At 68.8% G+C, this 20,960-nt stretch carries 19 protein-coding genes; 15 read left to right on the top strand and 4 right to left on the bottom strand.

All coding sequences use genetic code 11. The features are described from left to right. Positions 1 to 21 precede the first annotated feature (21 nt). From HQ308_RS11275 to nuoN, 13 genes are read left to right on the top strand one after another with little or no spacing between them, the layout of a single operon-like run. Positions 22 to 576: an NADH-quinone oxidoreductase subunit B family protein gene (locus HQ308_RS11275; protein ID WP_027506037.1), complete on the top strand. Its 555-nt coding sequence runs from the start codon at positions 22 to 24 to the stop codon at positions 574 to 576. Beyond that, positions 573 to 1,220, top strand: a complete 648-nt coding sequence (locus HQ308_RS11280; RefSeq protein WP_222632355.1) for an NADH-quinone oxidoreductase subunit C — start codon at positions 573 to 575, stop codon at positions 1,218 to 1,220. Before HQ308_RS11275 ends, HQ308_RS11280 begins: the two co-directional genes overlap by 4 nt. Continuing rightward, positions 1,220 to 2,530: an NADH dehydrogenase (quinone) subunit D gene (nuoD, locus tag HQ308_RS11285; protein ID WP_056440985.1), complete on the top strand. Its 1,311-nt coding sequence runs from the start codon at positions 1,220 to 1,222 to the stop codon at positions 2,528 to 2,530. Before HQ308_RS11280 ends, nuoD begins: the two co-directional genes overlap by 1 nt. Continuing rightward, entirely contained in the window at positions 2,527 to 3,375 is an 849-nt protein-coding gene (gene nuoE / locus HQ308_RS11290) for an NADH-quinone oxidoreductase subunit NuoE (protein ID WP_222646420.1), read from the top strand. Before nuoD ends, nuoE begins: the two co-directional genes overlap by 4 nt. Further along, on the top strand, positions 3,372 to 4,688 hold the full coding sequence (gene nuoF / locus HQ308_RS11295) for an NADH-quinone oxidoreductase subunit NuoF (RefSeq protein WP_222646421.1): 1,317 nt from the start codon (positions 3,372 to 3,374) through the stop codon (positions 4,686 to 4,688). The genes nuoE and nuoF overlap by 4 nt, the downstream gene beginning before the upstream one ends. Next, entirely contained in the window at positions 4,685 to 7,060 is a 2,376-nt protein-coding gene (locus HQ308_RS11300; protein WP_222646422.1) for an NADH-quinone oxidoreductase subunit G, read from the top strand. The genes nuoF and HQ308_RS11300 overlap by 4 nt, the downstream gene beginning before the upstream one ends. After that, positions 7,057 to 8,331: an NADH-quinone oxidoreductase subunit NuoH gene (nuoH, locus tag HQ308_RS11305; RefSeq protein ID WP_051613413.1), complete on the top strand. Its 1,275-nt coding sequence runs from the start codon at positions 7,057 to 7,059 to the stop codon at positions 8,329 to 8,331. Before HQ308_RS11300 ends, nuoH begins: the two co-directional genes overlap by 4 nt. After that, complete coding sequence (gene nuoI, locus HQ308_RS11310; protein ID WP_222646423.1) at positions 8,324 to 8,848, top strand: NADH-quinone oxidoreductase subunit NuoI; 525 nt, start codon at positions 8,324 to 8,326, stop codon at positions 8,846 to 8,848. The genes nuoH and nuoI overlap by 8 nt, the downstream gene beginning before the upstream one ends. Then, on the top strand, positions 8,845 to 9,543 hold the full coding sequence (locus HQ308_RS11315) for an NADH-quinone oxidoreductase subunit J (RefSeq protein ID WP_222646424.1): 699 nt from the start codon (positions 8,845 to 8,847) through the stop codon (positions 9,541 to 9,543). The genes nuoI and HQ308_RS11315 overlap by 4 nt, the downstream gene beginning before the upstream one ends. Beyond that, positions 9,540 to 9,839, top strand: a complete 300-nt coding sequence (gene nuoK / locus HQ308_RS11320; RefSeq protein WP_056440973.1) for an NADH-quinone oxidoreductase subunit NuoK — start codon at positions 9,540 to 9,542, stop codon at positions 9,837 to 9,839. Before HQ308_RS11315 ends, nuoK begins: the two co-directional genes overlap by 4 nt. 1 nt (position 9,840) lies before the next feature. Continuing rightward, positions 9,841 to 11,727 (top strand): NADH-quinone oxidoreductase subunit L, encoded by a 1,887-nt coding sequence (gene nuoL, locus HQ308_RS11325; RefSeq protein WP_222646425.1) that lies wholly within the window; start codon positions 9,841 to 9,843, stop codon positions 11,725 to 11,727. Continuing rightward, positions 11,724 to 13,271 carry an NADH-quinone oxidoreductase subunit M gene (locus HQ308_RS11330; RefSeq protein WP_222646426.1) on the top strand — a complete coding sequence of 516 codons (1,548 nt, stop codon included), beginning with the start codon at positions 11,724 to 11,726 and terminating at the stop codon, positions 13,269 to 13,271. The genes nuoL and HQ308_RS11330 overlap by 4 nt, the downstream gene beginning before the upstream one ends. Continuing rightward, positions 13,268 to 14,797 (top strand): NADH-quinone oxidoreductase subunit NuoN, encoded by a 1,530-nt coding sequence (gene nuoN / locus HQ308_RS11335; protein ID WP_222646427.1) that lies wholly within the window; start codon positions 13,268 to 13,270, stop codon positions 14,795 to 14,797. The genes HQ308_RS11330 and nuoN overlap by 4 nt, the downstream gene beginning before the upstream one ends. A 197-nt stretch (positions 14,798 to 14,994) precedes the next feature. On the opposite strand, the gene HQ308_RS11340 is transcribed toward nuoN, so the two are convergent. Next, positions 14,995 to 15,633, bottom strand: a complete 639-nt coding sequence (locus HQ308_RS11340; protein ID WP_222646428.1) for a type 1 glutamine amidotransferase domain-containing protein — start codon at positions 15,631 to 15,633, stop codon at positions 14,995 to 14,997. Positions 15,634 to 15,768: 135 nt separating this feature from the next. Between HQ308_RS11340 and HQ308_RS11345 the strand changes: the two genes are divergently transcribed. Continuing rightward, the gene (locus tag HQ308_RS11345; RefSeq protein WP_027506026.1) at positions 15,769 to 16,161 is read left to right on the top strand and encodes a hypothetical protein; all 393 of its coding nucleotides are present in this window, start codon (positions 15,769 to 15,771) and stop codon (positions 16,159 to 16,161) included. Here the strand turns inward: HQ308_RS11345 and HQ308_RS11350 are convergent. Further along, on the bottom strand, positions 16,104 to 16,799 hold the full coding sequence (locus HQ308_RS11350; protein ID WP_222646429.1) for a YitT family protein: 696 nt from the start codon (positions 16,797 to 16,799) through the stop codon (positions 16,104 to 16,106). The genes HQ308_RS11345 and HQ308_RS11350 overlap by 58 nt on opposite strands. Positions 16,800 to 17,041: 242 nt before the next feature. Here HQ308_RS11350 and HQ308_RS11355 point away from each other — a divergent pair, with 242 nt between their 5' ends. Continuing rightward, positions 17,042 to 18,457 carry a diguanylate cyclase gene (locus tag HQ308_RS11355; protein WP_222637872.1) on the top strand — a complete coding sequence of 472 codons (1,416 nt, stop codon included), beginning with the start codon at positions 17,042 to 17,044 and terminating at the stop codon, positions 18,455 to 18,457. Here the strand turns inward: HQ308_RS11355 and HQ308_RS11360 are convergent. Both HQ308_RS11360 and HQ308_RS11365 read right to left on the bottom strand, forming a co-directional pair. After that, positions 18,454 to 20,112: an alpha/beta hydrolase family protein gene (locus HQ308_RS11360; RefSeq protein WP_222646430.1), complete on the bottom strand. Its 1,659-nt coding sequence runs from the start codon at positions 20,110 to 20,112 to the stop codon at positions 18,454 to 18,456. The two genes, HQ308_RS11355 and HQ308_RS11360, sit on opposite strands and share 4 nt — an antisense overlap. A 135-nt stretch (positions 20,113 to 20,247) precedes the next feature. Next, positions 20,248 to 20,955 (bottom strand): YoaK family protein, encoded by a 708-nt coding sequence (locus tag HQ308_RS11365; protein ID WP_222646431.1) that lies wholly within the window; start codon positions 20,953 to 20,955, stop codon positions 20,248 to 20,250. Positions 20,956 to 20,960: the final 5 nt, after the last annotated feature.

Here is a 20,960-nt window from a genome sequence, read left to right on the forward strand (position 1 = left end):
CGCCGTGGAAGAAGTGATCGCATGGGATTGGAAGAGAAGCTGCCGAGCGGCTTCCTGCTGACCACTGTCGAAGGCCTCGCCGGCTTCGCCCGAAAGGGGTCTCTGTGGCCCGCGACCTTCGGACTGGCGTGCTGTGCGATCGAGATGATGTCGACGACGTCCGGCCGGTTCGATCTCGCCCGATTCGGTATGGAGGCCTTCCGCGCCTCCCCCCGCCAGGCCGATCTCATGATCGTCGCGGGACGGGTGAGCCAGAAGATGGCACCGGTGCTCCGGCAGGTGTACGACCAGATGGCCGAGCCGAAATGGGTTCTGGCGATGGGTGTCTGCGCGTCCTCGGGAGGAATGTTCAACAACTACGCCATCGTGCAGGGCGTCGACCACGTGGTACCGGTCGACATCTATCTGCCCGGTTGTCCGCCGCGGCCCGAGATGCTGATCAACGCCATCCTGCAGTTGCACGCGTCGATCCAGGCGATGCCGCTGGGCGTCGACCGCGAGAGGGCCATCGCCGAGACCGAGAAGGCCGCGCTGAGTTCTCCGTCCGTCATCGACGCGAAGACGCTGCTGCGATGAGAGCGCGGGGCATGTTCGGAGTGCGCGGTTCGGGCGACACGTCGGGTTACGGCCGACTGGCGCCGCCGAAACCCCGACACGACAACGCGAGTCGACCGTTCGGTGGGGACCACGACGTCGTGGCGGACGCACTGGAGTCGGCGCTCGCGGCTCGGGACGAACGTTGGGACGACGCCGTCGAGCGTGCCGTGCTCCACCGCGGTGAGCTGACTCTGCACATCGCGCGTACGCACCTGCCCGCTGTCGCGTCCGCGCTACGCGACGACGAGGCACTCCGCTTCGAACTGTGCCTCGGTGTCAGTGGCGTCCACCAGCCCGGTGAGACCGGACGCGAGCTGCACGCCGTCTACCATCTGCAGTCCATCACGCACGGTCGTCGGTTGCGCCTCGAAGTGTCTGTGCCGGAGTCCGACCCGCACATTCCGTCGCTGTGCGGCATCTACCCCACCACCGACTGGCACGAGCGCGAGACGTACGACTTCTTCGGCATCGAGTTCGACGGGCACCCGTCCCTGACACGCATCGAGATGCCCGACGACTGGGTGGGGCACCCGCAACGCAAGGACTACCCGCTGGGCGGCATCCCGGTGGAGTTCAAGGGCGCGCGGATCGCGCCCCCCGATCAGCGCAGGTCGTACAACTGATGACACTCGAGAAGGATCACACCACGCCGACCGTCTACACCGCGTCGGGCCAGGACTGGGACGAGATCGTCGACCTGGCCGGCACCGCCGGCGAGGAGCGCATCGTCGTCAACATGGGACCGCAGCACCCCTCCACGCACGGGGTCCTCCGCCTCATCCTCGAGATCGAGGGGGAGACTGTCACCGAGGCGCGGTGCGGAATCGGCTACCTGCACACCGGTATCGAGAAGAACCTCGAGTACCGGAACTGGACGCAGGGCGTCACCTACGTGACGCGGATGGACTACCTGTCGCCCTTCTTCAACGAGACGGCGTACTGCCTCGGCGTGGAGAAGCTGCTCGGCATCACCGACGACGTGCCGGAACGCGCGACCGTGATCCGGGTGTTGCTGATGGAACTCAACCGCATCTCCTCGCACCTGGTCGCTCTGGCCACCGGCGGCATGGAGCTCGGCGCGGTCACCGCCATGCTCTTCGGATTCCGGGAACGTGAACTGATCCTCGACATCTTCGAGACGATCACGGGCCTGCGGATGAATCACGCGTTCGTCCGGCCGGGCGGGCTGGCGATGGACCTGCCCGACGACGCCGTGCCGAAGATCCGGGACCTGCTGCACCTGTTGCCGATCCGCCTGCGCGACATGAGCGCGATGCTGGACGACAACCCCATCTGGAAGGGTCGGACCCGCGGCATCGGGTACCTCGATCTCACCGGGTGCATGGCACTCGGGATCACCGGTCCGGTGCTGCGTGCCACGGGCTTGCCCCACGATCTCCGTCGCGCGGAGCCCTACTGCGGCTACGAGACCTACGAGTTCGACGTGATCACCGAACAGGAGAGTGACTGCTACGCGCGGTATCTCATCCGTGTCGACGAGATGAGCGAGTCGCTGAAGATCGTCGAACAGTGCCTCGACCGACTGGCGCCGGGGCCCGTGATGGTGTCGGACAAGAAGATCGCGTGGCCTGCGGACCTGGTCTCGGGCCCCGACGGACTGGGCAACTCCCGCGAGCACGTGCAGAAGATCATGGACGGATCGATGGAGTCGCTGATCCACCACTTCAAGCTCGTCACCGAGGGCATCCGCGTGCCCGAGGGACAGGTGTACGTCGCGGTGGAGTCACCCCGCGGCGAGCTGGGTGTGCACATGGTCTCCGACGGTGGATCCCGCCCCTACCGGGTGCACTTCCGGGACCCGTCGTTCACCAATCTGCAGGCCGTCGCGGCGATGTGCGAGGGCGGCATGGTGTCCGACGTGATCGCGTCCGTGGCCAGCATCGATCCCGTGATGGGTGGGGTGGACCGATGAGCACACGGGAACCGGTGGCGATACCCTTCGGACCCCGTCCGGAGGAACGCGTCCAACTCGTGCGACCCGGTGCCCGGCGTACCTACCCCGAAGACGTGCTGGCCCGCCTCGAGGCGGACGCGGCCACCATCGTCGCCCGCTACCCGCGCGCCCGGTCCGCGATCACCCCGATCCTGCATCTGCTCCAGGCCGAGGACGGGTACCTCACCCCGGCCGCGATCGACTTCTGTTCGCACACACTCGACCTCACGGGTGCCGAGGTCGCGGCGGTGGCGACGTTCTACTCGATGTACCGCCGCGAGCCGACAGGCGACTACCTCGTCGGCGTGTGCACCAACACTCTCTGCGCCGTGATGGGCGGGGACGCCGTCCACGAGGCCCTCGTCGACCATCTCGAGGGCGTCACGGACGGCACCGTGACGCTCGAACACATCGAGTGCAACGCCGCCTGCGACTACGCACCGGTGGTGATGGTGAACTGGGAGTTCTTCGACAACCAGACTCCCGAGTCGGCGCGCACGCTGGTCGACGAACTCCGCGCCGGGCGCCCGGTCACCCCGACGCGCGGTGCGACCCTGTGCACCTTCCGCGAGACCTCGCGCATCCTGGCGGGCTTCCCTGACACCCGGCCCGGCGCGCTCGACGCACCGACCGCAGGCGAGGCGACGCTGGCAGGCCTGCGTGTCGCGCGGGAGAAGGACATGCGCGCCCCCGATCACGCGGAACCCGACGCGGCGGCGGCAGCCGAGCCGCCGACGGACTCCACCCCGGACAAGCCCGCGCCCGCCCCGTCGGCCGATGTGCCCCGCCCGGACGGCACTGCAGCGAAGGAGGCCCGGCCGTGACACTCACCCCGGTTCTGAGCCGCTACTGGGACGAGCCCGAGTCCTGGACTCTGGACACCTACCGCCGCCACGGCGGGTACGACGGTCTCGCCGCAGCCCTGGCGATGACACCCGACGAGGTGATCGGCACGGTCAAGGACTCCGGCCTGCGTGGTCGCGGCGGCGCCGGCTTCCCCACCGGCACGAAGTGGAGCTTCATCCCCCAGGACGGCCCGACACCCGCGGACCAGACCGTGCCGCACTACCTCGTGGTGAACGCCGACGAATCGGAGCCGGGCACGTGCAAGGACATGCCGCTGCTGATGGCCACACCCCACGCGCTGGTCGAGGGCATCGTGATCGCGGCGTACGCCATCCGCTCGTCGCACGCGTTCGTCTACCTCCGCGGTGAGGTGGTGCCGGTGCTGCGGCGGCTGCAGGCCGCGGTCGCCGAGGCCTACGCCGCGGGGTACCTGGGCACGGACATCCAGGGCTCCGGGTTCGATCTGCACCTCGTCGTCCATGCGGGGGCGGGCGCCTACATCTGCGGCGAGGAGACCGCACTGCTCGACTCCCTCGAGGGGCGCCGCGGCCAGCCCCGGCTGCGGCCACCGTTCCCCGCCGTGGCGGGCCTCTACGCGAGCCCCACCGTCGTCAACAACGTCGAGTCCATCGCGAGTGTGCCGACGGTCCTGGCGCGCGGGACGCAATGGTTCCGCTCGATGGGCAGTGAGAAGTCACCCGGCTTCACGCTGTACTCGCTCTCCGGCCACGTCACCCGCCCCGGACAGTACGAGGCGCCGCTCGGCATCACGTTGCGCGAGTTGCTCGAGCACGCGGGCGGTGTCCGCGCCGGGCACACGCTGAAGTTCTGGACACCCGGCGGATCCTCCACCCCGATCTTCACGGCCGAGCACCTCGACGTCCCGCTCGACTACGAGGGCGTGAGTGCCGCGGGATCGATGCTCGGCACGAAAGCCCTCCAGATCTTCGACGAGACGACGTGCGTGGTCCGCGCGGTCCGTCGTTGGAGCGAGTTCTACGCGCACGAATCGTGCGGGAAGTGCACCCCGTGCCGCGAGGGCACCTACTGGCTGGTGCAGATACTCGCGCGCCTCGAGAACGGCACCGGATCGGAGGGTGACCTGCAGAAGCTGCTCGACGTCGCCGACAGCATCCTGGGAAAGTCGTTCTGCGCGTTGGGAGACGGGGCTGCCAGCCCCATCGTCTCGTCGATCGCCCACTTCCGGGACGAGTACGTGGCGCACGTGGAGCAGGGTGGATGCCCCTTCGATCCGCACCTCTCCACCCTGATGGCAGGACAACTGACATGACCGCGGTGCAGAACGACGGCGCGCGCGCCGAGACGACGGTGGACATCACCCTCGACGGCGTCCCGATGTCGGTCCCGAAAGGCACCCTGGTGATCCGGGCGGCCGAGATGCTCGGTGTGCAGATCCCGCGGTTCTGTGACCACCCGCTGCTCGACCCGGTCGGCGCGTGCCGGCAGTGCCTGGTCGACGTCGAGGGCCAACGCAAGCCCTTGGCGTCGTGCACCACCACGGTGTCCGACGGCATGGTGATCCGGACGCAGCACAGCTCGGAGATCGCCGAGAAGGCGCAGCGCGGAGTGATGGAACTGCTCCTGATCAACCATCCGCTCGACTGCCCGGTGTGCGACAAGGGTGGCGAGTGCCCGCTGCAGAACCAGGCCATGTCCACCGGCCGCACCGAGTCGCGCTTCACGGAGACCAAACGCACGTATCCCAAGCCGATCCCCCTGTCGACCGAGGTCCTGCTCGACCGGGAGCGGTGCGTCCTCTGCGCCCGGTGCACGCGCTTCTCCGAGCAGATCGCCGGTGACCCGTTCATCGATCTGCTCGAACGCGGTGCGCTGCAACAGGTCGGCATCTACGGCGCCGAGCCGTTCGAGTCGTACTTCTCCGGCAACACCGTGCAGATCTGCCCGGTGGGTGCACTCACCAACACCGCCTACCGATTCCGCGCGCGGCCCTTCGACCTGGTGTCGACTCCCAGCGTCTGCGAGCACTGCTCCAGTGGGTGCGCCCAGCGCACGGACCATCGCCGCGGAAAGGTGTTGCGTCGGTTGGCCGGCGACGATCCCGAGGTCAACGAGGAATGGAGCTGCGACAAGGGCCGCTGGGCGTTCGCGTACGGCACGCTGCCCGATCGCCTCGACACCCCGCTGGTCCGACGCGGAACCACCCTCGAGCCCGCGTCGTGGTCGGAGGCCCTGGCGGTGGCCGCTCGGGGCCTGGCGGAGGCTCGCGGACACGCCGGGGTGCTCACCGGTGGCCGTCTCACCGTCGAGGAAGCGTATGCCTACAGCAAGTTCGCGCGGATCGCGCTGGGTACCAACGACATCGACTTCCGGGCCCGCCAGACCTCCGAGGAGGAGACCGACTTCCTGTCCGCTCGGGTGGCCGGCCGCGGGATCGACGTCACGTACGCGGCACTCGAGGACGCACCGATCGTCGTCCTCGTGTCCTTCGAACCGGAGGAGGAGAGCCCCATCGTCTTCCTCCGCCTGCGGAAGGCAGTGCGCGGGGGACACACTCGCGTACTGACACTGGCGCCCTTCACGTCGCCCGGCAGCACGAAGCTGAGAGCCGACGTGCGTCCCACGGTGCCGGGGACGGAGGCCGCGGGGCTGGCGGACCCGGACGTGCTCGACCAGCTGCGCGTGCCGGGCGCGGTGATCCTCGTCGGCGAGCGCGCGGCGTCGAGCCCCGGCACCCTCGCCGCGGTCGCGCGCACCGCCGACACCACCGGCGCCCGCGTCGCGTGGATCCCCCGCCGTGCCGGTGACCGCGGCGCCCTCGACTCGGGTGCGTTCCCCACCCTTCTGCACGGAGGTCGCCGGGTGGACGACCCCGCGGCTCGGCACGCGGTGGCCGCGGCGTGGGGTGTCGACGATCTGCCGGCGACACCGGGCCGGGACACGGTCGGCATCCTCGGCGCCGACCTCCGCGCGCTCGTCGTGGCCGGTGTCGAGCTCGACGACCTACCCGATCCCGACGCGGCCCGCGCCGCGCTCGACCGAGCCCCCTTCGTCGTCGCACTGGATCTGCGCAGCAGCGAGGTGACCGACCGGGCCGACGTCGTGTTCCCGGTCGCCGCCGTCGCGCAGAAAGCCGGATCGTTCACCACCTGGGAAGGCCGCCGGCGCACGTTCGGAGCAGCACTCCCGACGCCGTCCATGATGGCCGACCTGCGGGTCCTCGACGCGATCGCCACCGAGATGGGTCACCGCCTCGGACTGCCGGACGCCGACGCGGCACGCCGCGAACTCGACGCGGCCGGGTCGGCACCCGGATCCCCCGACGTTCCGGACCGCGGCAGCGCGGCACCGACCGCCCTCGGCGCAGGAACCGCCGTACTGGCCGGCTGGCGGATGCTGCTCGACGCCGGGCGGATGCAGGACGGGGAGACCGATCTCGCCGGCACGGCGCGGACCCCCGTCGCCCGGCTGTCGCCCGCGACCGCGGCCGACACCGGGGTGTCCGACGGTGAGCCACTGACCGTCTCCACCGACTCGGGGTCGATCACGCTGCCGCTCCGCGTCACCGCCATGCCGGACCACGTGGTCTGGCTGCCGTGGAACTCGGCACCGTCCCGAGTGAGTGCGACCCTCCACGTCGCACCCGGTGCCGCCGTGCGTCTCTCGGCAGGAGCACCGTCATGACCGACCTCTCCGTCTTCGGGATCGACCCACTGTGGCTGGTCGTCGCCAAGGCGCTCGCCGTCTTCGGCTTCCTCGTGCTGACACCGCTCATCGCGATCTACGCCGAGCGCAAGGTCATGGCCTGGATGCAGATGCGCATCGGCCCCAACAGGGTCGGGCCGTGGGGCATCCTGCAGAGCCTCGCCGACGGTGTGAAGCTCGCCCTGAAGGAGGGGATCGTCCCGAGGGGCGTGGACCGTCCGATCTACCTGCTGGCACCGATCATCTCGGTCGTCCCCGCCTTCATGGCCTTCGCCGTGATCCCGTTCGGCCCCACCGTGTCGGTGTTCGGGCACATCACCCCGCTCCAGCTGACCGACATGCCCGTCGCGGTGCTCTACATCCTGGCCGTGACCTCGATCGGTGTGTACGGCATCGTCCTGGCCGGGTGGTCGTCCGGTTCCACGTATCCGCTTCTGGGAGCACTGCGCTCTACCGCGCAGGTGATCTCGTACGAGGTGGCCATGGGCCTGAGCTTCGCGGCCGTGTTCCTCTACGCGGGCACCATGTCGACGTCCGGCATCGTCGCCTCGCAGGAGCGCCTGTGGTTCGTCGTGATGCTGCTGCCGTCGTTCCTCGTCTACATCACCTCGATGGTGGGCGAGACCAACCGTGCGCCGTTCGACCTCCCCGAGGCGGAGGGCGAACTGGTCGGCGGATTCCACACCGAGTACTCCTCGCTCCGGTTCGCCATGTTCATGCTCGCGGAGTACGTCAACATGGTCACCGTCTCGGCGCTCGCGACCACGCTTTTTCTCGGCGGCTGGCGCGCCCCCTTCCCGATCAGCCTGTGGGACGGCGCCAATCAGGGCTGGTGGCCCGTTCTCTGGTTCACGATCAAGGTGTGGGGCTTCCTGTTCGTCTTCGTCTGGCTCCGCAGCACCCTGCCACGCCTGCGCTACGACCAGTTCATGAACTTCGGGTGGAAGGTGCTCATTCCCGCTGCGCTGCTGTGGATCATGGTCATCGCGGCCGTGCGCGTCCTCCTCCTCGACTCCCCGCACGTCCGGCCGGTCACCGTGGTGGTGTCACTGGTCTACACCGCCGCCCTGATCGCCGTGCTCGCCCGGACGCTACGGCGTGGGCGCCTGGAACGGACCCACTCCGGTGCGACGGCGGACCAGCAGGGGGTCGATGCCGCGGCGGGCGGGTTCCCCGTGCCTCCGATGCCGGACCGCTCACCCGGTCCGGCACGCCCTCGACCCATCACCAAGGAGACGACCGATGCCTGAATTCCTGGGACCTGTCGCGGGTTTCGGCGTCACCTTCGCCACCATGTTCAAGAAGCCGGAGACCGAGTCGTATCCGGAGGAGAAGGTACCGACGGCGACGCGGTACCACGGCTGTCACCAGCTGAATCGCTACGCGGACGGCCTGGAGAAGTGCATCGGCTGCGAACTGTGCGCGTGGGCGTGCCCCGCCGACGCCATCTACGTCGAGGGCGCCGACAACACGGAGACCGAGCGGTACTCGCCCGGCGAACGGTACGGGCGCGTCTACCAGATCAACTACCTGCGGTGCATCGGGTGCGGTCTGTGCATCGAGGCGTGCCCCACCCGCGCCCTGACCATGACCAACGAGTACGAGATGGCCGACGACAACCGCGCCGATCTGATCTACGAGAAAACCGATCTGTTGGCCTCGCTCGCCGAGGGGATGGACGCGCCCCCGCACGCCATGGCCGACGGCGCCACCGACGAGGACTACTACCGCGGGGCCGTCATCGCCCGGCGGGAGGCGGACCGATGATCGTCTCGACCTCCGAGGCCATCGCCTTCTGGATCCTCGCCCCGCTCGCTCTCATCGGCGCGCTGGGCGTCGTGGCGTCGGCGAAAGCCGTGTACTCGGCTCTGTTCCTGGCATCGACGATGGTGGTGCTCGCGATCTTCTACATCGTCCAGGGTGCCGTCTTCCTCGGTGTCGTCCAGATCGTGGTCTACACCGGCGCCGTGATGATGCTCTTCCTCTTCGTACTCATGCTCGTGGGGGTGGACTCGTCGGACTCGCTCGTCGAATCGCTACGGCGGCACCGCATCGCGGCCATCGTCGTGGGTCTCGGATTCGGTGTCCTGCTGATCGGGGGGCTCGGCAATGCCGCGCTGAGCGACTTCCGCGGCTTCACCGCGCAGTCGCCGGCGAACGTCGAGGGGCTCGCCGAGCTGGTGTTCGTGCGCTACGTGTGGGCCTTCGAGCTCACCGGAGCGCTGCTCATCACTGCCACGATCGGTGCCATGGTGCTGACCCACCGGGACGCCGTCGGCCGGACCAGAACCCAGAAGGAGCTGTCGCAGGACAGGTTCCGCTTCGGAGACCGCGTGACACCGCTGCCGAGTCCGGGTGTCTACGCACGCCACAACGGTGTGGACCGGCCCGCTCGTCTCCCCGACGGCAGCGACGCCGAGTCGTCGGTCAGTCGGCAGTTCCGCGACGGGCCGAGCCGATGAACCCGGAGTACTACCTGTACCTGTCCGCGGCCCTGTTCACCATCGGCGCCGCCGGTGTCCTCCTGCGCCGCAACGCCATCGTCGTCTTCATGTGCATCGAGCTGATGCTCAACGCCGCGAACCTGGCCTTCGTGACGTTCTCGCGGATGCACGGCGGACTGGACGGACAGGTCTTCGCGTTCTTCACGATGGTTGTCGCCGCCGCCGAGGTGGTGGTGGGTCTGGCCGTCATCATGGCGATCTTCCGCTCTCGTCGATCCGTCTCGGTCGACGACGACAGTCTGTTGAAGTACTGACATGGTGACGACTCTGGTTCTGCTGCCGCTCATTCCCCTCGCCGGAGCCGTCGTGCTGCTGCTGGGTGGACGCCGGAGCGATGCGTGGGGCCACCTCCTCGCGTGCGCGGCGATGCTCGCGTCGTTCGCGCTGGCCGTCGTCGCCTTCGTCGACATGGCCGGGCGGGCAGCGGAGGACCGCGCGCTCTCGCAGACGGTCTTCACCTACGTTCCGGTCGAGTCGCTGCAGATCGAGTTCGGTCTCCGCCTCGACCAGCTGTCGGTGTGCTTCGTCCTGCTCATCACCGGCGTCGGAACCCTCATCCACGTGTACTCGATCGGGTACATGCGGGACGATCCCGCGCGCCGCCGATTCTTCGCGTACCTCAATCTTTTCGTGGCCGCGATGCTGCTGCTGGTCATGGCGGACAACTTCCTCGGCCTGTACGTCGGATGGGAGGGCGTGGGCCTCGCGTCGTACCTGTTGATCGGATTCTGGTCCACCCGGCCGTCGGCGGCCTCGGCCGCACGCAAGGCGTTCGTCGTCAATCGTGTCGGCGACATCGGACTGGCCGTCGCGCTGATGATCATGATCTCGTCCGTCGGATCCGTCTCGTACGACGACGTGTTCGCCGGGGTCGACGGCATGGGCGATGGCACCGCGACCGCCCTCGGCCTCGTCCTCCTGCTCGCCGCGTGCGGCAAGTCGGCGCAGGTGCCGCTGCAATCGTGGCTGGGTGACGCGATGGAGGGCCCGACGCCCGTCTCGGCGCTCATCCACGCCGCGACGATGGTCACAGCCGGTGTGTACCTCATCGTCCGGTCCGGGCCCGTCTTCGAAGCGTCCCCGGCCGCCCAGAACGTCGTCGTGCTGGTCGGCGCCGTGACGCTGCTCTTCGGGGCCGTCATCGGCTGCGCGAAGGACGACATCAAGAAGGCTCTGGCCGCGTCGACGATGAGCCAGATCGGGTACATGGTTCTCGCGGCCGGTCTCGGCCCCGCCGGGTACGCGGTCGCGATCCTGCACCTGCTCACGCACGGATTCTTCAAGGCCGGCCTGTTCCTCGGCGCCGGGTCCGTGATGCACGCGACGAACGACGAGACGGACATGCGGCGGTACGGCGGACTGCGCACCGTTCTGCCCATCACCTACGTGACGTTCGGGCTGGCCTATCTCGCCATCATCGGTGTCCCACCGTTCTCGGGGTTCTTCTCGAAGGACGGCATCATCGAGGCCGCGATCGACGCCGGCGGTGCGAAGGGTGCGGCGCTCGGCGCGGCCACCCTGGTCGGCGCGGGACTGACCGCCTTCTACATGACGCGGGTCATGATCCTCACGTTCTTCGGCGAGCGGCGGTGGCGGAGCGGAGTCCACCCGCACGAGGCACCCGCGAGCATGACCGGCCCGATGATCGTGCTGGCCGTCGGATCCGTCGGTGCCGGTGCGCTTCTCGCGATCGGCACCCGATTGGAGGTATGGCTCGCCCCGGTCGTCGGTGAACACGACCCCGCACACCTCGTACCCGCGTGGGTCGTCACCCTCGCGGTGCTGGTGACCGTCGCCTCGGGTGTCGGCGTGGCCGTGCACATGTACGGCCGATCGGCGATCCCGGTGACCGCACCCACGGGGTCGGTCCTCACCGCGGCCGCCCGCCGAGATCTGTACGGGGACGCGGTGAACGAGGCCGTCTTCATGCGGCCGGGTCAGCGGGCGACCGCCGCGGTGGTCACCGCCGACCGCGTCGGCGTCGAGGGAGTGGTGAGTGCCGTCGCCACCGCGGTCCGGGAGTCCTCCACCCGACTACGCCGGTGGCAGAACGGGTTCGTCCGGTCGTACGCCCTCTCGATGTTCGCCGGAGCCGTCCTGGTGGTCGTCGCCCTGACCGTGGCACTGGGAGTGACGCGATGACCGACCTTCCCGTGCTGAGCGCGCTCTGGCTCCTCCCGCTGATCGGAGCGCTGGCAGTGATCGCGGTGCCGCCCACCCGGTCTCCGGCCGCCCGCGCGGTGGGGCTCACGACATCGTGCGTCGTGCTGATCCTCGCCGTGCTGTGTGCGATCGGATTCGAGGCGGGCGCGCCGGGATACCAGTTCGTGGAGGAGCACGAGTGGATCCCGAGCTTCGGTGCGGGCTACACACTCGGGATCGACGGCATCGCACTGACTCTCGTACTGCTGACCGCGGTCCTGGTACCGATCCTCCTGCTGGCCGGGTGGAACGACACCCCGCCCGCGTCGCGCTCACGCCGCACCCACACCTACGTCGCGTTGATCCTCGTCGTCGAGTCGATGGTCATGGTCTCGTTCGTCTCCCTCGACATCCTGCTCTTCTACCTCTTCTTCGAGGCCATGCTCGTGCCGATGTACTTCCTCATCGGCGGCTTCGGCCGTGATGCCGGACGAGCGCGTTCCGCCGCGGTGACCTTCCTGCTCTACAACCTCGCGGGCGGGCTCGTCATGCTGGCGGCCGTCATCGGCCTGTACGTCGTCACCGCCTCGGATGCGAGTCCCTTCTCGGCGGGCACGTTCGACCTGCGCGCCATCGCGGACGCCGCGGCGGCCGGCGAACTCGGTGCCTCGCCCGGCGTGCTGAACGCGCTGTTCCTGGGATTCCTCGTGGCCTTCGCCGTGAAGGCGCCGCTGTGGCCGCTGCACACCTGGTTGCCCGGCGCGGCGACCGAGAGCACCCCGGCGACCGCGGTGCTGATGATGGCCGTCGTCGACAAGGTGGGCACCTTCGGGATGCTGCGGTACTGCCTGCAGCTGTTCCCGGAGTCGTCGGCGACCTTCGCGCCGGCGGTGATCACGCTCGCCGTCGTCGGGATCGTCTACGGCGCGGTGCTGGCGATCGGCGCGACCGACATCATGCGCCTCATCGCGTACACCTCCATCTCGCACTTCGGGTTCATCATCCTCGGCATCTTCGCCATGACGAGCCAGTCGCAGGCGGGGTCCGCGCTGTACATGGTGAACCACGGGATCGCCACGGCCGCACTGTTCCTCGTCGCAGGGTTCCTCGTCACCCGGCGCGGGAGCGCGGTCATCGCCGACCACGGGGGTGTGCAGAAGGTGGCGCCCGTGCTCGCCGGCACGTTCCTCGTCGCCGGACTGGCCACTCTGTCGCTTCCCGGACTCGCCCCGTTCGTCAGCGAATTTCTGGTCCTCGTGGGAACGTTCCCGCGCTACGGCGTCGCGGCGGTGATCGCGGCGTCGGCGCTGGTGCTCTCGGCGATCTACGTGCTGTGGCTGTATCAACGGGTGATGACCGGGCCCGTCGCCGCCGGCTCGGAACGGATCCGCGATCTCGTGCCGCGCGAGATCGCCGTCGTCGCTCCACTTCTCGTGCTCGTCATCGCGCTGGGCGTGTACCCGAGACCCGCGCTGGACATCCTCACGCCGGCCGTCGAACGCACATCGGTCGAGCAACTCGAGACAGGAGTGGCCGCGCCATGACCATCGACACCCCGTCCCTCGAGTACAGCCTGCTGTCGCCCATGATCATCGTGCTGGCGGCCGCGGTGATCGGCGTCCTGGTCGAGGCGTTCGTTCCCGCCGATCGGCGCCGCGTCACCCATCTCGTGCTCGCCCTCGGCGCACTCGCGGCAGCGTTCGCCGCCGTCGTCGCGCTGGCCGGAACCAGCACCGTCGCCGCGGTGGGGTCGGTGGCCGTGGACGGGCCCACACTGTTCCTGCAGGGGGTCATCGTCGCGGTGTCCGCGGCGTCGGTCGTACTGATGGCGCATCGCTCGTCCGACCATCCCGAAGTGGCTGCGGTCGATGCCTTCACGCCCGCGGCGTCCACGGTGCCGGGCACGGTCGCCGAGGCCCGTGCCGTCACTGCCCGGGTCACCCGTACCGAGATCTACCCGCTCACCCTGTTCGCCGTCGGCGGCATGATGGTGTTGCCGGCCTCGAACGATCTGCTGAGCATGTTCGTCGCGCTGGAGGTGCTCTCGCTCCCGCTGTACCTGCTGTGCGGGCTCGCGCGTCGTCGGCGTCTGCTGTCCCAGGAGGCGTCGCTCAAGTACTTCCTCCTCGGAGCGTTCTCGTCGGCCTTCTTCCTGTTCGGCACGGCGCTGCTCTACGGCTACGCGGGCAGCGTCCGACTCGACGACATCGCCGACGTGGCCGACGGGGACCAGGTTCTCGGCGTGCTGGGGGTCGGTCTCGTGGCCGTCGGCCTGCTGTTCAAAGTCGGTGCGGTGCCGTTCCATTCGTGGATCCCCGACGTGTACCAGGGCGCACCCACGCCCGTGACCGCGTTCATGGCCTCGGCCACGAAGGTGGCGGCCTTCGGCGCACTGCTGCGCATTCTCGTCGTGGGCGTGCCCGATCTCCAGGACGCGTGGCGGCCGATGCTGTGGGCCGTCGCCATCGTCACCATGCTCGTCGGAGCCGTGATCGCGGTGGCGCAGACCGACGTCACGCGGATGCTGGCGTACTCGTCGATCGCCCACGCGGGCTTCATCCTCACGGGTGTCTCCGCGGGAGCGGCGGGCGTGTCCGCCACGCTGTTCTACCTCGCGGCCTACGCCTTCAGCACACTCGGCGCCTTCGCCGTGGTGTCCCTCGTGCGAGATCAGGGCGGCGAGATCACCGAACTGTCCCGGTGGGCGGGCCTCGGACGATCGTCGCCCCTGACCGCAGCGGCCTTCGCGCTGTTCCTGCTCGCCTTCGCCGGCATCCCGTCGACGAGCGGCTTCACGAGCAAGTTCGCCGTCTTCCAGGCCGCACTCGAGGACGGCGGTGCCGTGCTGGTGATCGTCGGCGTCGTCAGCAGTGCCATCGCCGCGTCGTTCTACATCCGCGTCATCGTGGTCCTGTTCTTCACCGAACCGGAGGGACCCTCGGCGACGATCACCCACGGAACGGGCGCGACCGTGGCCGTCGCCGTCTCGGCCGTCGCCACCGTGGTGCTCGGGGTCTTCCCGCAACCGTTGCTCGACCTCGCCGAGCGGGCTGCAGCCGCGATGGTCTGACCCCCTCCCCCCCCGCCCGCTCCCGGCGAGTACGTCCGAAGCGTCGTGAATCGGCGGGGAATCGCGACAGTGTGGACGTACTCGCGGGGGCGGCAGGGGGGGTCAGCGGGCGCCGGGAGTCAGCCGGGGTGCCGTCAGCTCAGAGCAGAGACGAGACGATCCGCCAATGCCTTGGTCGATGCCGGATTCTGGCCGGTTTAGACGGTGCGGTCGACGATGACGTGGGGCGACCAGGCATCCGCCGCCGAGAAGCTCGCTCCACCGTCGCGCAGACGGGTCTCGAGCAGCCAGGGCGCCTTGTCGGCCAGTCCGGCCTGCTCCTCCTCCTGGTTGGTGAAGCCCGTGAGCTGGTAGCCGGAGAAGGGCCAGCTGCCGTCGTCGCGCTTCGCCGACAGCAGCGCGGCGGGTGCGTGGCACACGGCCGACACGATCTTGCCCGAGTCGAGGAACTCGGTGACCAGGGCGCCGAAGTCGTCCGACACCGCGAGGTCCTCCATCGGACCGTGGCCACCGGGGACGAAGACCGCGTCGAAGGACGACGCTGTCTGGTCCTCGAGGCGCGCGGGTGACGCGAGCACGTCCTTCACCGACTCCAGGTACGACTTCAGATCGGCGACCTTCGCCTCGTCGCCGCCGTTCGCCTCGACGGCCAGCGATCCCTCGTCGACGGTCGGGGTCACACCACCGGGCGTCGCGACGACGATGTCCCAGCCGGCCTCGGTGAAGGTCCGGTGCGACTCGACGAGCTCCTCCGCCCAGTACCCGGTGGGGTGCGCGGTTCCGTCCTTCAGCGTCCAGTGATCCGATCCGGTGACCACGTACAGAAGCTTCGTCATGCGGTGATGTCCGTTCGTCGAGGGGTACTTGCCGTCATGGTGTACCCGTCCGCGCCGTACTGACCCGGGAACGGATGAAGCTCACCGGTCGTTGGGGGAGTAAAGCCCGTCACACCACACTCTGCGAGGTACACCATGAGCGGTAAAGGACAGTTCGGTTTCGATCCCGAGGACTTCGAGCGCGTCGCTCGCGAAGCGGGCGAGGGCCTGCGGGACATGCTGGGCCAGGCCATGAAGATGGCCGATCAGTCGGGCGGAGGCGCTCCGTGGGTCGGCATGTTCACGCCCGCCGCGACCAAGTCCACCCCGGAGCCGGAGACCACGGGTCAGAAGGGCGACGGGGTGTGGGCCGTCTACTCCGTCGACTCCGACGGGTCGGCGAGCGTCGATCAGGTCTTCGCGACCGAACTCGATGCTCTGCGTGCCCACCGGGACAACGTGGATCCGAATCGCAAGGTCCGCTTCCTTCCCTACGGTGTCTCGGTCGGGATCCTGTCGGCCGGTTCGGAGCTCTCCACCGAGGAGTGATCTCCTCCTGCTCGCACCGTGCACTTCCGGGCCGTGAACTTCTGGGCCGTGAACTTCTGGGGCATCACGCCGAGGAAGAAGTGCACCAGCGGGCCGATCGCGAGCGCGTACAGCACCGTCCCCACACCGGCCGTGCCGCCGAGGAGCCATCCGGTTCCCAGCACCGCGAGTTCGATGGCCGTGCGCACCAGGCGCACGGACAGTCCGCTCCGCGCGACGAGTCCTGTCATCAGGCCGTCGCGCGGACCCGCGCCCAGGCCGGCCGAGATGTAGGCCGCCGTGGCGAGACCGTTGAGCACGACTCCTCCGGTGAGCAGCGCTGCGCGTGACGGGATCGAGGCGACTTCGGGCAGCCAGTCCAGCGCGAGGTCGACGCTCACCGCGATGATGACGATGTTCGCGACGGTTCCGATGCCGGGCCGCTGACGCAACGGGATCCACAGCAGCAGCACCATCACGCCCGTCACCGCCGTGATCGCCCCGAAACTGATCGGGAGCCGTGCGGCCAGCCCCTGGTGGAACACGTCCCACGGGTTGAGCCCGAGACCACCGGTGATCATCATGGCCATCGACGTGCCGTAGAGCGTGAGGCCACCCACGAGCAGGGTGGTCCGGAGTGCGAGGTCGCGGGCGTTCATGTCTCGAGTCTGTCCGCCCGTCCACTGCTCGAGTCCAGTCCACCGACCGGCAGTGGACTGAATATCGGTCCTCGTACCGGAACCGGAGACGTGGGCGAGCGCGGCGCCTCAGCGCGAGTGAGCAGTCTTCCGCATCGGTCGCCACGTGCGGTTGCGGTAGTAGATACTGCACTCGATAACAACGAAGCCGTTGGGGACGACTGAGATGTCACAGGGGGTTCCCGTCCATGCGAAGGACGACCTTGCCTGCGACACCCGAGCCGGACATGCGCAGTCCGGCCGCGCGCGCCGCGACCGACATCGCCCTCCTGACCGCCGCCGTCTTCATCGCGGCGATCATCGGAATCCATTCGCGGCCACCGGGACTTCTCGCCTCGGTGTGGGTGGCCAACGCGGTGGCGCTGAGCGTCTTCGTACGCTGGCCCCGCACCTTCACCGCGCCGGCGGCCGTCGCAGCACTGCTCGCCCTCGTCACCGCGGACCTCGTCTCGGGTACCGACGTCTACGCTGCCGTCGCGTTCAATGTCGCGAACATCGTCGGGGTCCTCGGAGGCACGCTGGTGATTCGGCGGCGGCACCCCGAGCCGATGACCCTCGCGGGATCCGCGGACTTCGCCAGAATGTGCCTCGGCATCGTCGTCGCCGCCCTCCTGTCGACGACCGTCGCCACCCTCTCGAGCAGCCGGCTGGGACCGCACGCACCCGCCGTCGAGGCTCTGAGCTGGTTCGGATCCGAGCTCACGAGCTACCTGCTGATCGTCCCCGTCCTCCTGTCCTTCCGTGCGTCGACGCCGCGCCGCCGCACCGGCCCCGCCTCGCTCCGGCGCCTGATCACGGGTGAGACGGCACCGATCGCGCTGACCGTCCTGCTGATGCTGGCCGGTCTCATCGTCCAGGGCCCGTTGCTGCTCGCGCTGCCGCTGCCCGCGCTGCTCTGGTGTGCCACCCGCATCCCCATCTTCGGCACCGCGCTGCTCACAGCACTGTGGTCCGCGTGGACGCTGCTCTTCCTCGGACGCGGGGAACTCCAGACCGGTGGGTTGCTGGGCGCGGACGGCCAGGACGGCGCCTCCGCGGTGCTGTCCGTCGCGTTGGTCGCACTCGGACCGCTGCTGGTCGCCGCCGTGTCGCTGGACCGGATGGCCGTGCAGAACAAGCTCCGCGAGGCCCTCGAGTACGACAGTCTCACCGGCGTCCTCTCCCGCGCCGCCTTCCTGCGACGGAGCCAGCAGCGCCTCGACACCCTCATCACCGACTCGCGGCCGGTCGCGCTGCTCATGCTCGACCTCGACCACTTCAAGTCCATCAACGACACGCTCGGCCACGCTGTGGGCGACATCGCGTTGGTCCGCAGCGCCGCCTGCATCCTCGGTGCCTTACCGGACGACGCGATCGCCGGGCGCATGGGCGGTGAGGAGTTCGCGATCCTCCTCCCGCACGCGGATCAGGAGGACGCCGCCTCCATCGCCGACTCGATCCGCCGCGATCACGAACGGCTGCACGTCCTCTCGTCGCGCACGGCGACGGTGAGCATCGGGTTGGCCTGGACGAGCTACGCCCCGCAGTCCGTCTCGCCGCTGCTCGTGTCCGCGGATCATGCGCTGTACGACGCGAAGCGACGCGGCCGGAACACGGTGGTCGCGGTCAGCCTCGACTAGGCCAGATCCTGCACCAGGGACCGAATGATGTTCAGTCCCTCGTGTCGCCGATGGTGCGCATGCATCGGGTGATCGAGCGATGCCATCCTCACGACGGACAGCGGCGAGCCCGATCTCGACTGCGCTCGATGCAGCCTGGCACCGAAGCGGTTCTCGAGATACTCGAGCCCGTCGTCGTTCGGAGAGAACGCGAGCACGACCGGGAACGCCGACGTCGCGAGCTCCTCGAGCCACCGACCGGGTGCGCACAGCGGCGCTCCCGCCTCGAGACGATCCCACTCTCCGGAGACTGCTCCCGCAGCGATCGCGGCGATCTCGTCGGCTCGGCGCTTGCGAGTGTCCGACATCAGGGCTTCCACCGGATCGCCCTCCTGCCAGTACAACTGGGGGTTGAATGCGACGACCCCGTCCACTGCCGACGATCGGGCGGCACGCAGACCGATCCAGGCACCTGCACAGATACCCACGAGCACGATGCGCTCGTGGCCGGACTGGCGCAGCGCCGTCACCGCGTCCACCACGTCGTGCACCGTGTGACCGTCGTACGGCCGACCGGGTGCATGGCCCTCGTCCGGACTCTCGCCCCAGCCGAGGAAATCCAGCCGTACGGCTGTCGTACCCTCGGCCGCCAGGGCACGTGAGAATTCGACCCACACCCGGCCGGACCCGACATGGGATTCTGAGCCGGTGTTGAGAAACACCACGGTTACCCCTGTCGACCGGGAGGGGACTGGGGAGGAGATCACCGCGGCGAGTCGATGAGGGCCGAGCGTCGTCACCGCCTCGCTGATTCCGTGCTCGCCGAGAACCACACCACTGCGGTGAGAGTCGTCGGTCTCGACCTCGTCAGCGGTGGCAGCGATCGGGGCCAGATACTCGACGATCCGAGCGACGTGCCCAACGGGCACCGTGGCCTCCTCCGTGGGCACGTCGAGCATCGATCCGGCCCCGCCGCACACTTGGTGCTCGACCTCCACCGCGTTGTCGCGGAGACGCTGCACCAATGCCGACGAGGCAGGACGGTCGTCTCGGTCCAACACGAGCACCTCGCGCGCCGGCTTCCCCAGAGTCCTCGACGACGCGGATGCCACGTCTGCGAGAAAGGTGTCTGTGAGAACCGTTCCCGCGAGCGTCCGCGCCGAAGCGTGTCCGTAGACGTTCTCGTCGTCGGGCACCTGCGTCGACAACATCGACAGCTCCCTCGCGTACCGCTTCCCGTCCGTGACCGCGGCCCACGCGATCACGCGGTCCACGGAGAGCGCGGACGCGGAGGACAACGCCAGCAGTCCGCCGAGTCGTAGCCCGACGAGCGACACCGAATCGGCGCCGGCCCGACGGACCTCGGCCACCGCCTCGGCGATGTCGTCGTGCCACGTCGACATGACGGCGCCACTCCACAGATCACCGCGGGCGTCACCGGTCCCGCGGAGATCCAGCCGAAGCACCAGAAAACCCTGCGCGGCCAATGATTCGGCGAGTACGCGGAGTGCCCGATGCGAGGTCCAGTACTCGTAACCGAAGGGCGGCACGATGACGACGCCACAGCGGCTGGGCGACGAGGAGCGGGTCAGCCATCCGAAGGATGTGTCGCCCGTCGGTCCGAACCATCGGCCCGTCGTCGACGTGGAAACCGCAGCAGGGAAAGGGGCAATCACGACAAACCTCCGGAAGCAGACTGTGCGACACAGTATGCACACAGAATTCGGGGGACATGCCTGTTCTGTCCGGAAATTCATCCGCTCGACCGACCCCTGAGATGGGCCGGTCCGCGACCTGAGGCAAGGTCGGGCTCAGGCCACGACCTGCCATGGTCGCTCGCGGCGCCCCACCGCCCACACGACCACGAGGATCGCCGCGAACAGCGCGGCCACGAGCACCAGCGTCGCCACCACACCCGAATGCAACACCACCACGGTGCCCAGGATCGCACCGAGGAACATGGCGACGACGGAGGAGAGCCGACGCAGTACAGCCGCCCCGTCCCGTTTCCGGAGATCGGACCCGATGCCGGTGAGGGCCATCGTCAGCACGGTGGTGGTCATGTCCGGGACGGCGAGATGCCGCACCGCCGCGTTCTGCAGCCCCAGGCCCAGCGCGAGCAGCACGACGATGACGTATCCGCGGCCGGGACCGTCCACCGTGAGGATCGCGGCGATCAGCGACGCGAGCGCGAGAACGAGCTCGACCCCGAGTGCGTTGCGCAGCAGGTGATCTCGTCGACCACCGGCCCGCGTGATCAGTGTTCCACCGACCATCGCGCCCACCAGGAATCCGACCAGGGCGAGCACCGAGCCCCACAACGAGAAACCGGGCGCCCCGCCCAGTGCGAAACCGATGAACACGACGTTGCCCGTCATGTTGGCCACGAACACTCGACCGAGAGCCAGCAGGCTGAGCGCGTCGATCGCACCGGTGACGACCGTGACGGCCAGCAGGATCATCGGCAGCGGCCCGTGGCGGGGATGCGCGACGTAGTCCGAGAAGCCATGTGAGGTCACGGCCA

Origin of the sequence: Rhodococcus sp. BP-241 (assembly GCF_019836145.1) — a bacterium.
Lineage (GTDB): Bacteria > Actinomycetota > Actinomycetes > Mycobacteriales > Mycobacteriaceae > Rhodococcoides.

Excerpts from the sequence above, each read along its gene's own strand:
- HQ308_RS11275 (WP_027506037.1), top strand. The coding sequence starts at position 22 with ATGGGATTGGAAGAGAAGCTGCCGAGCGGCTTCCTGCTGACCACTGTC.
- HQ308_RS11280 (WP_222632355.1), top strand. The coding sequence starts at position 573 with ATGAGAGCGCGGGGCATGTTCGGAGTGCGCGGTTCGGGCGACACGTCG.
- nuoD (WP_056440985.1), top strand. The coding sequence starts at position 1,220 with ATGACACTCGAGAAGGATCACACCACGCCGACCGTCTACACCGCGTCG.
- nuoE (WP_222646420.1), top strand. The coding sequence starts at position 2,527 with ATGAGCACACGGGAACCGGTGGCGATACCCTTCGGACCCCGTCCGGAG.
- HQ308_RS11300 (WP_222646422.1), top strand. The coding sequence starts at position 4,685 with ATGACCGCGGTGCAGAACGACGGCGCGCGCGCCGAGACGACGGTGGAC.
- nuoH (WP_051613413.1), top strand. The coding sequence starts at position 7,057 with ATGACCGACCTCTCCGTCTTCGGGATCGACCCACTGTGGCTGGTCGTC.
- nuoI (WP_222646423.1), top strand. The coding sequence starts at position 8,324 with ATGCCTGAATTCCTGGGACCTGTCGCGGGTTTCGGCGTCACCTTCGCC.
- HQ308_RS11315 (WP_222646424.1), top strand. The coding sequence starts at position 8,845 with ATGATCGTCTCGACCTCCGAGGCCATCGCCTTCTGGATCCTCGCCCCG.
- nuoK (WP_056440973.1), top strand. The coding sequence starts at position 9,540 with ATGAACCCGGAGTACTACCTGTACCTGTCCGCGGCCCTGTTCACCATC.
- nuoL (WP_222646425.1), top strand. The coding sequence starts at position 9,841 with ATGGTGACGACTCTGGTTCTGCTGCCGCTCATTCCCCTCGCCGGAGCC.
- HQ308_RS11330 (WP_222646426.1), top strand. The coding sequence starts at position 11,724 with ATGACCGACCTTCCCGTGCTGAGCGCGCTCTGGCTCCTCCCGCTGATC.
- nuoN (WP_222646427.1), top strand. The coding sequence starts at position 13,268 with ATGACCATCGACACCCCGTCCCTCGAGTACAGCCTGCTGTCGCCCATG.
- HQ308_RS11340 (WP_222646428.1), bottom strand. The coding sequence starts at position 15,633 with ATGACGAAGCTTCTGTACGTGGTCACCGGATCGGATCACTGGACGCTG.
- HQ308_RS11345 (WP_027506026.1), top strand. The coding sequence starts at position 15,769 with ATGAGCGGTAAAGGACAGTTCGGTTTCGATCCCGAGGACTTCGAGCGC.
- HQ308_RS11350 (WP_222646429.1), bottom strand. The coding sequence starts at position 16,799 with ATGAACGCCCGCGACCTCGCACTCCGGACCACCCTGCTCGTGGGTGGC.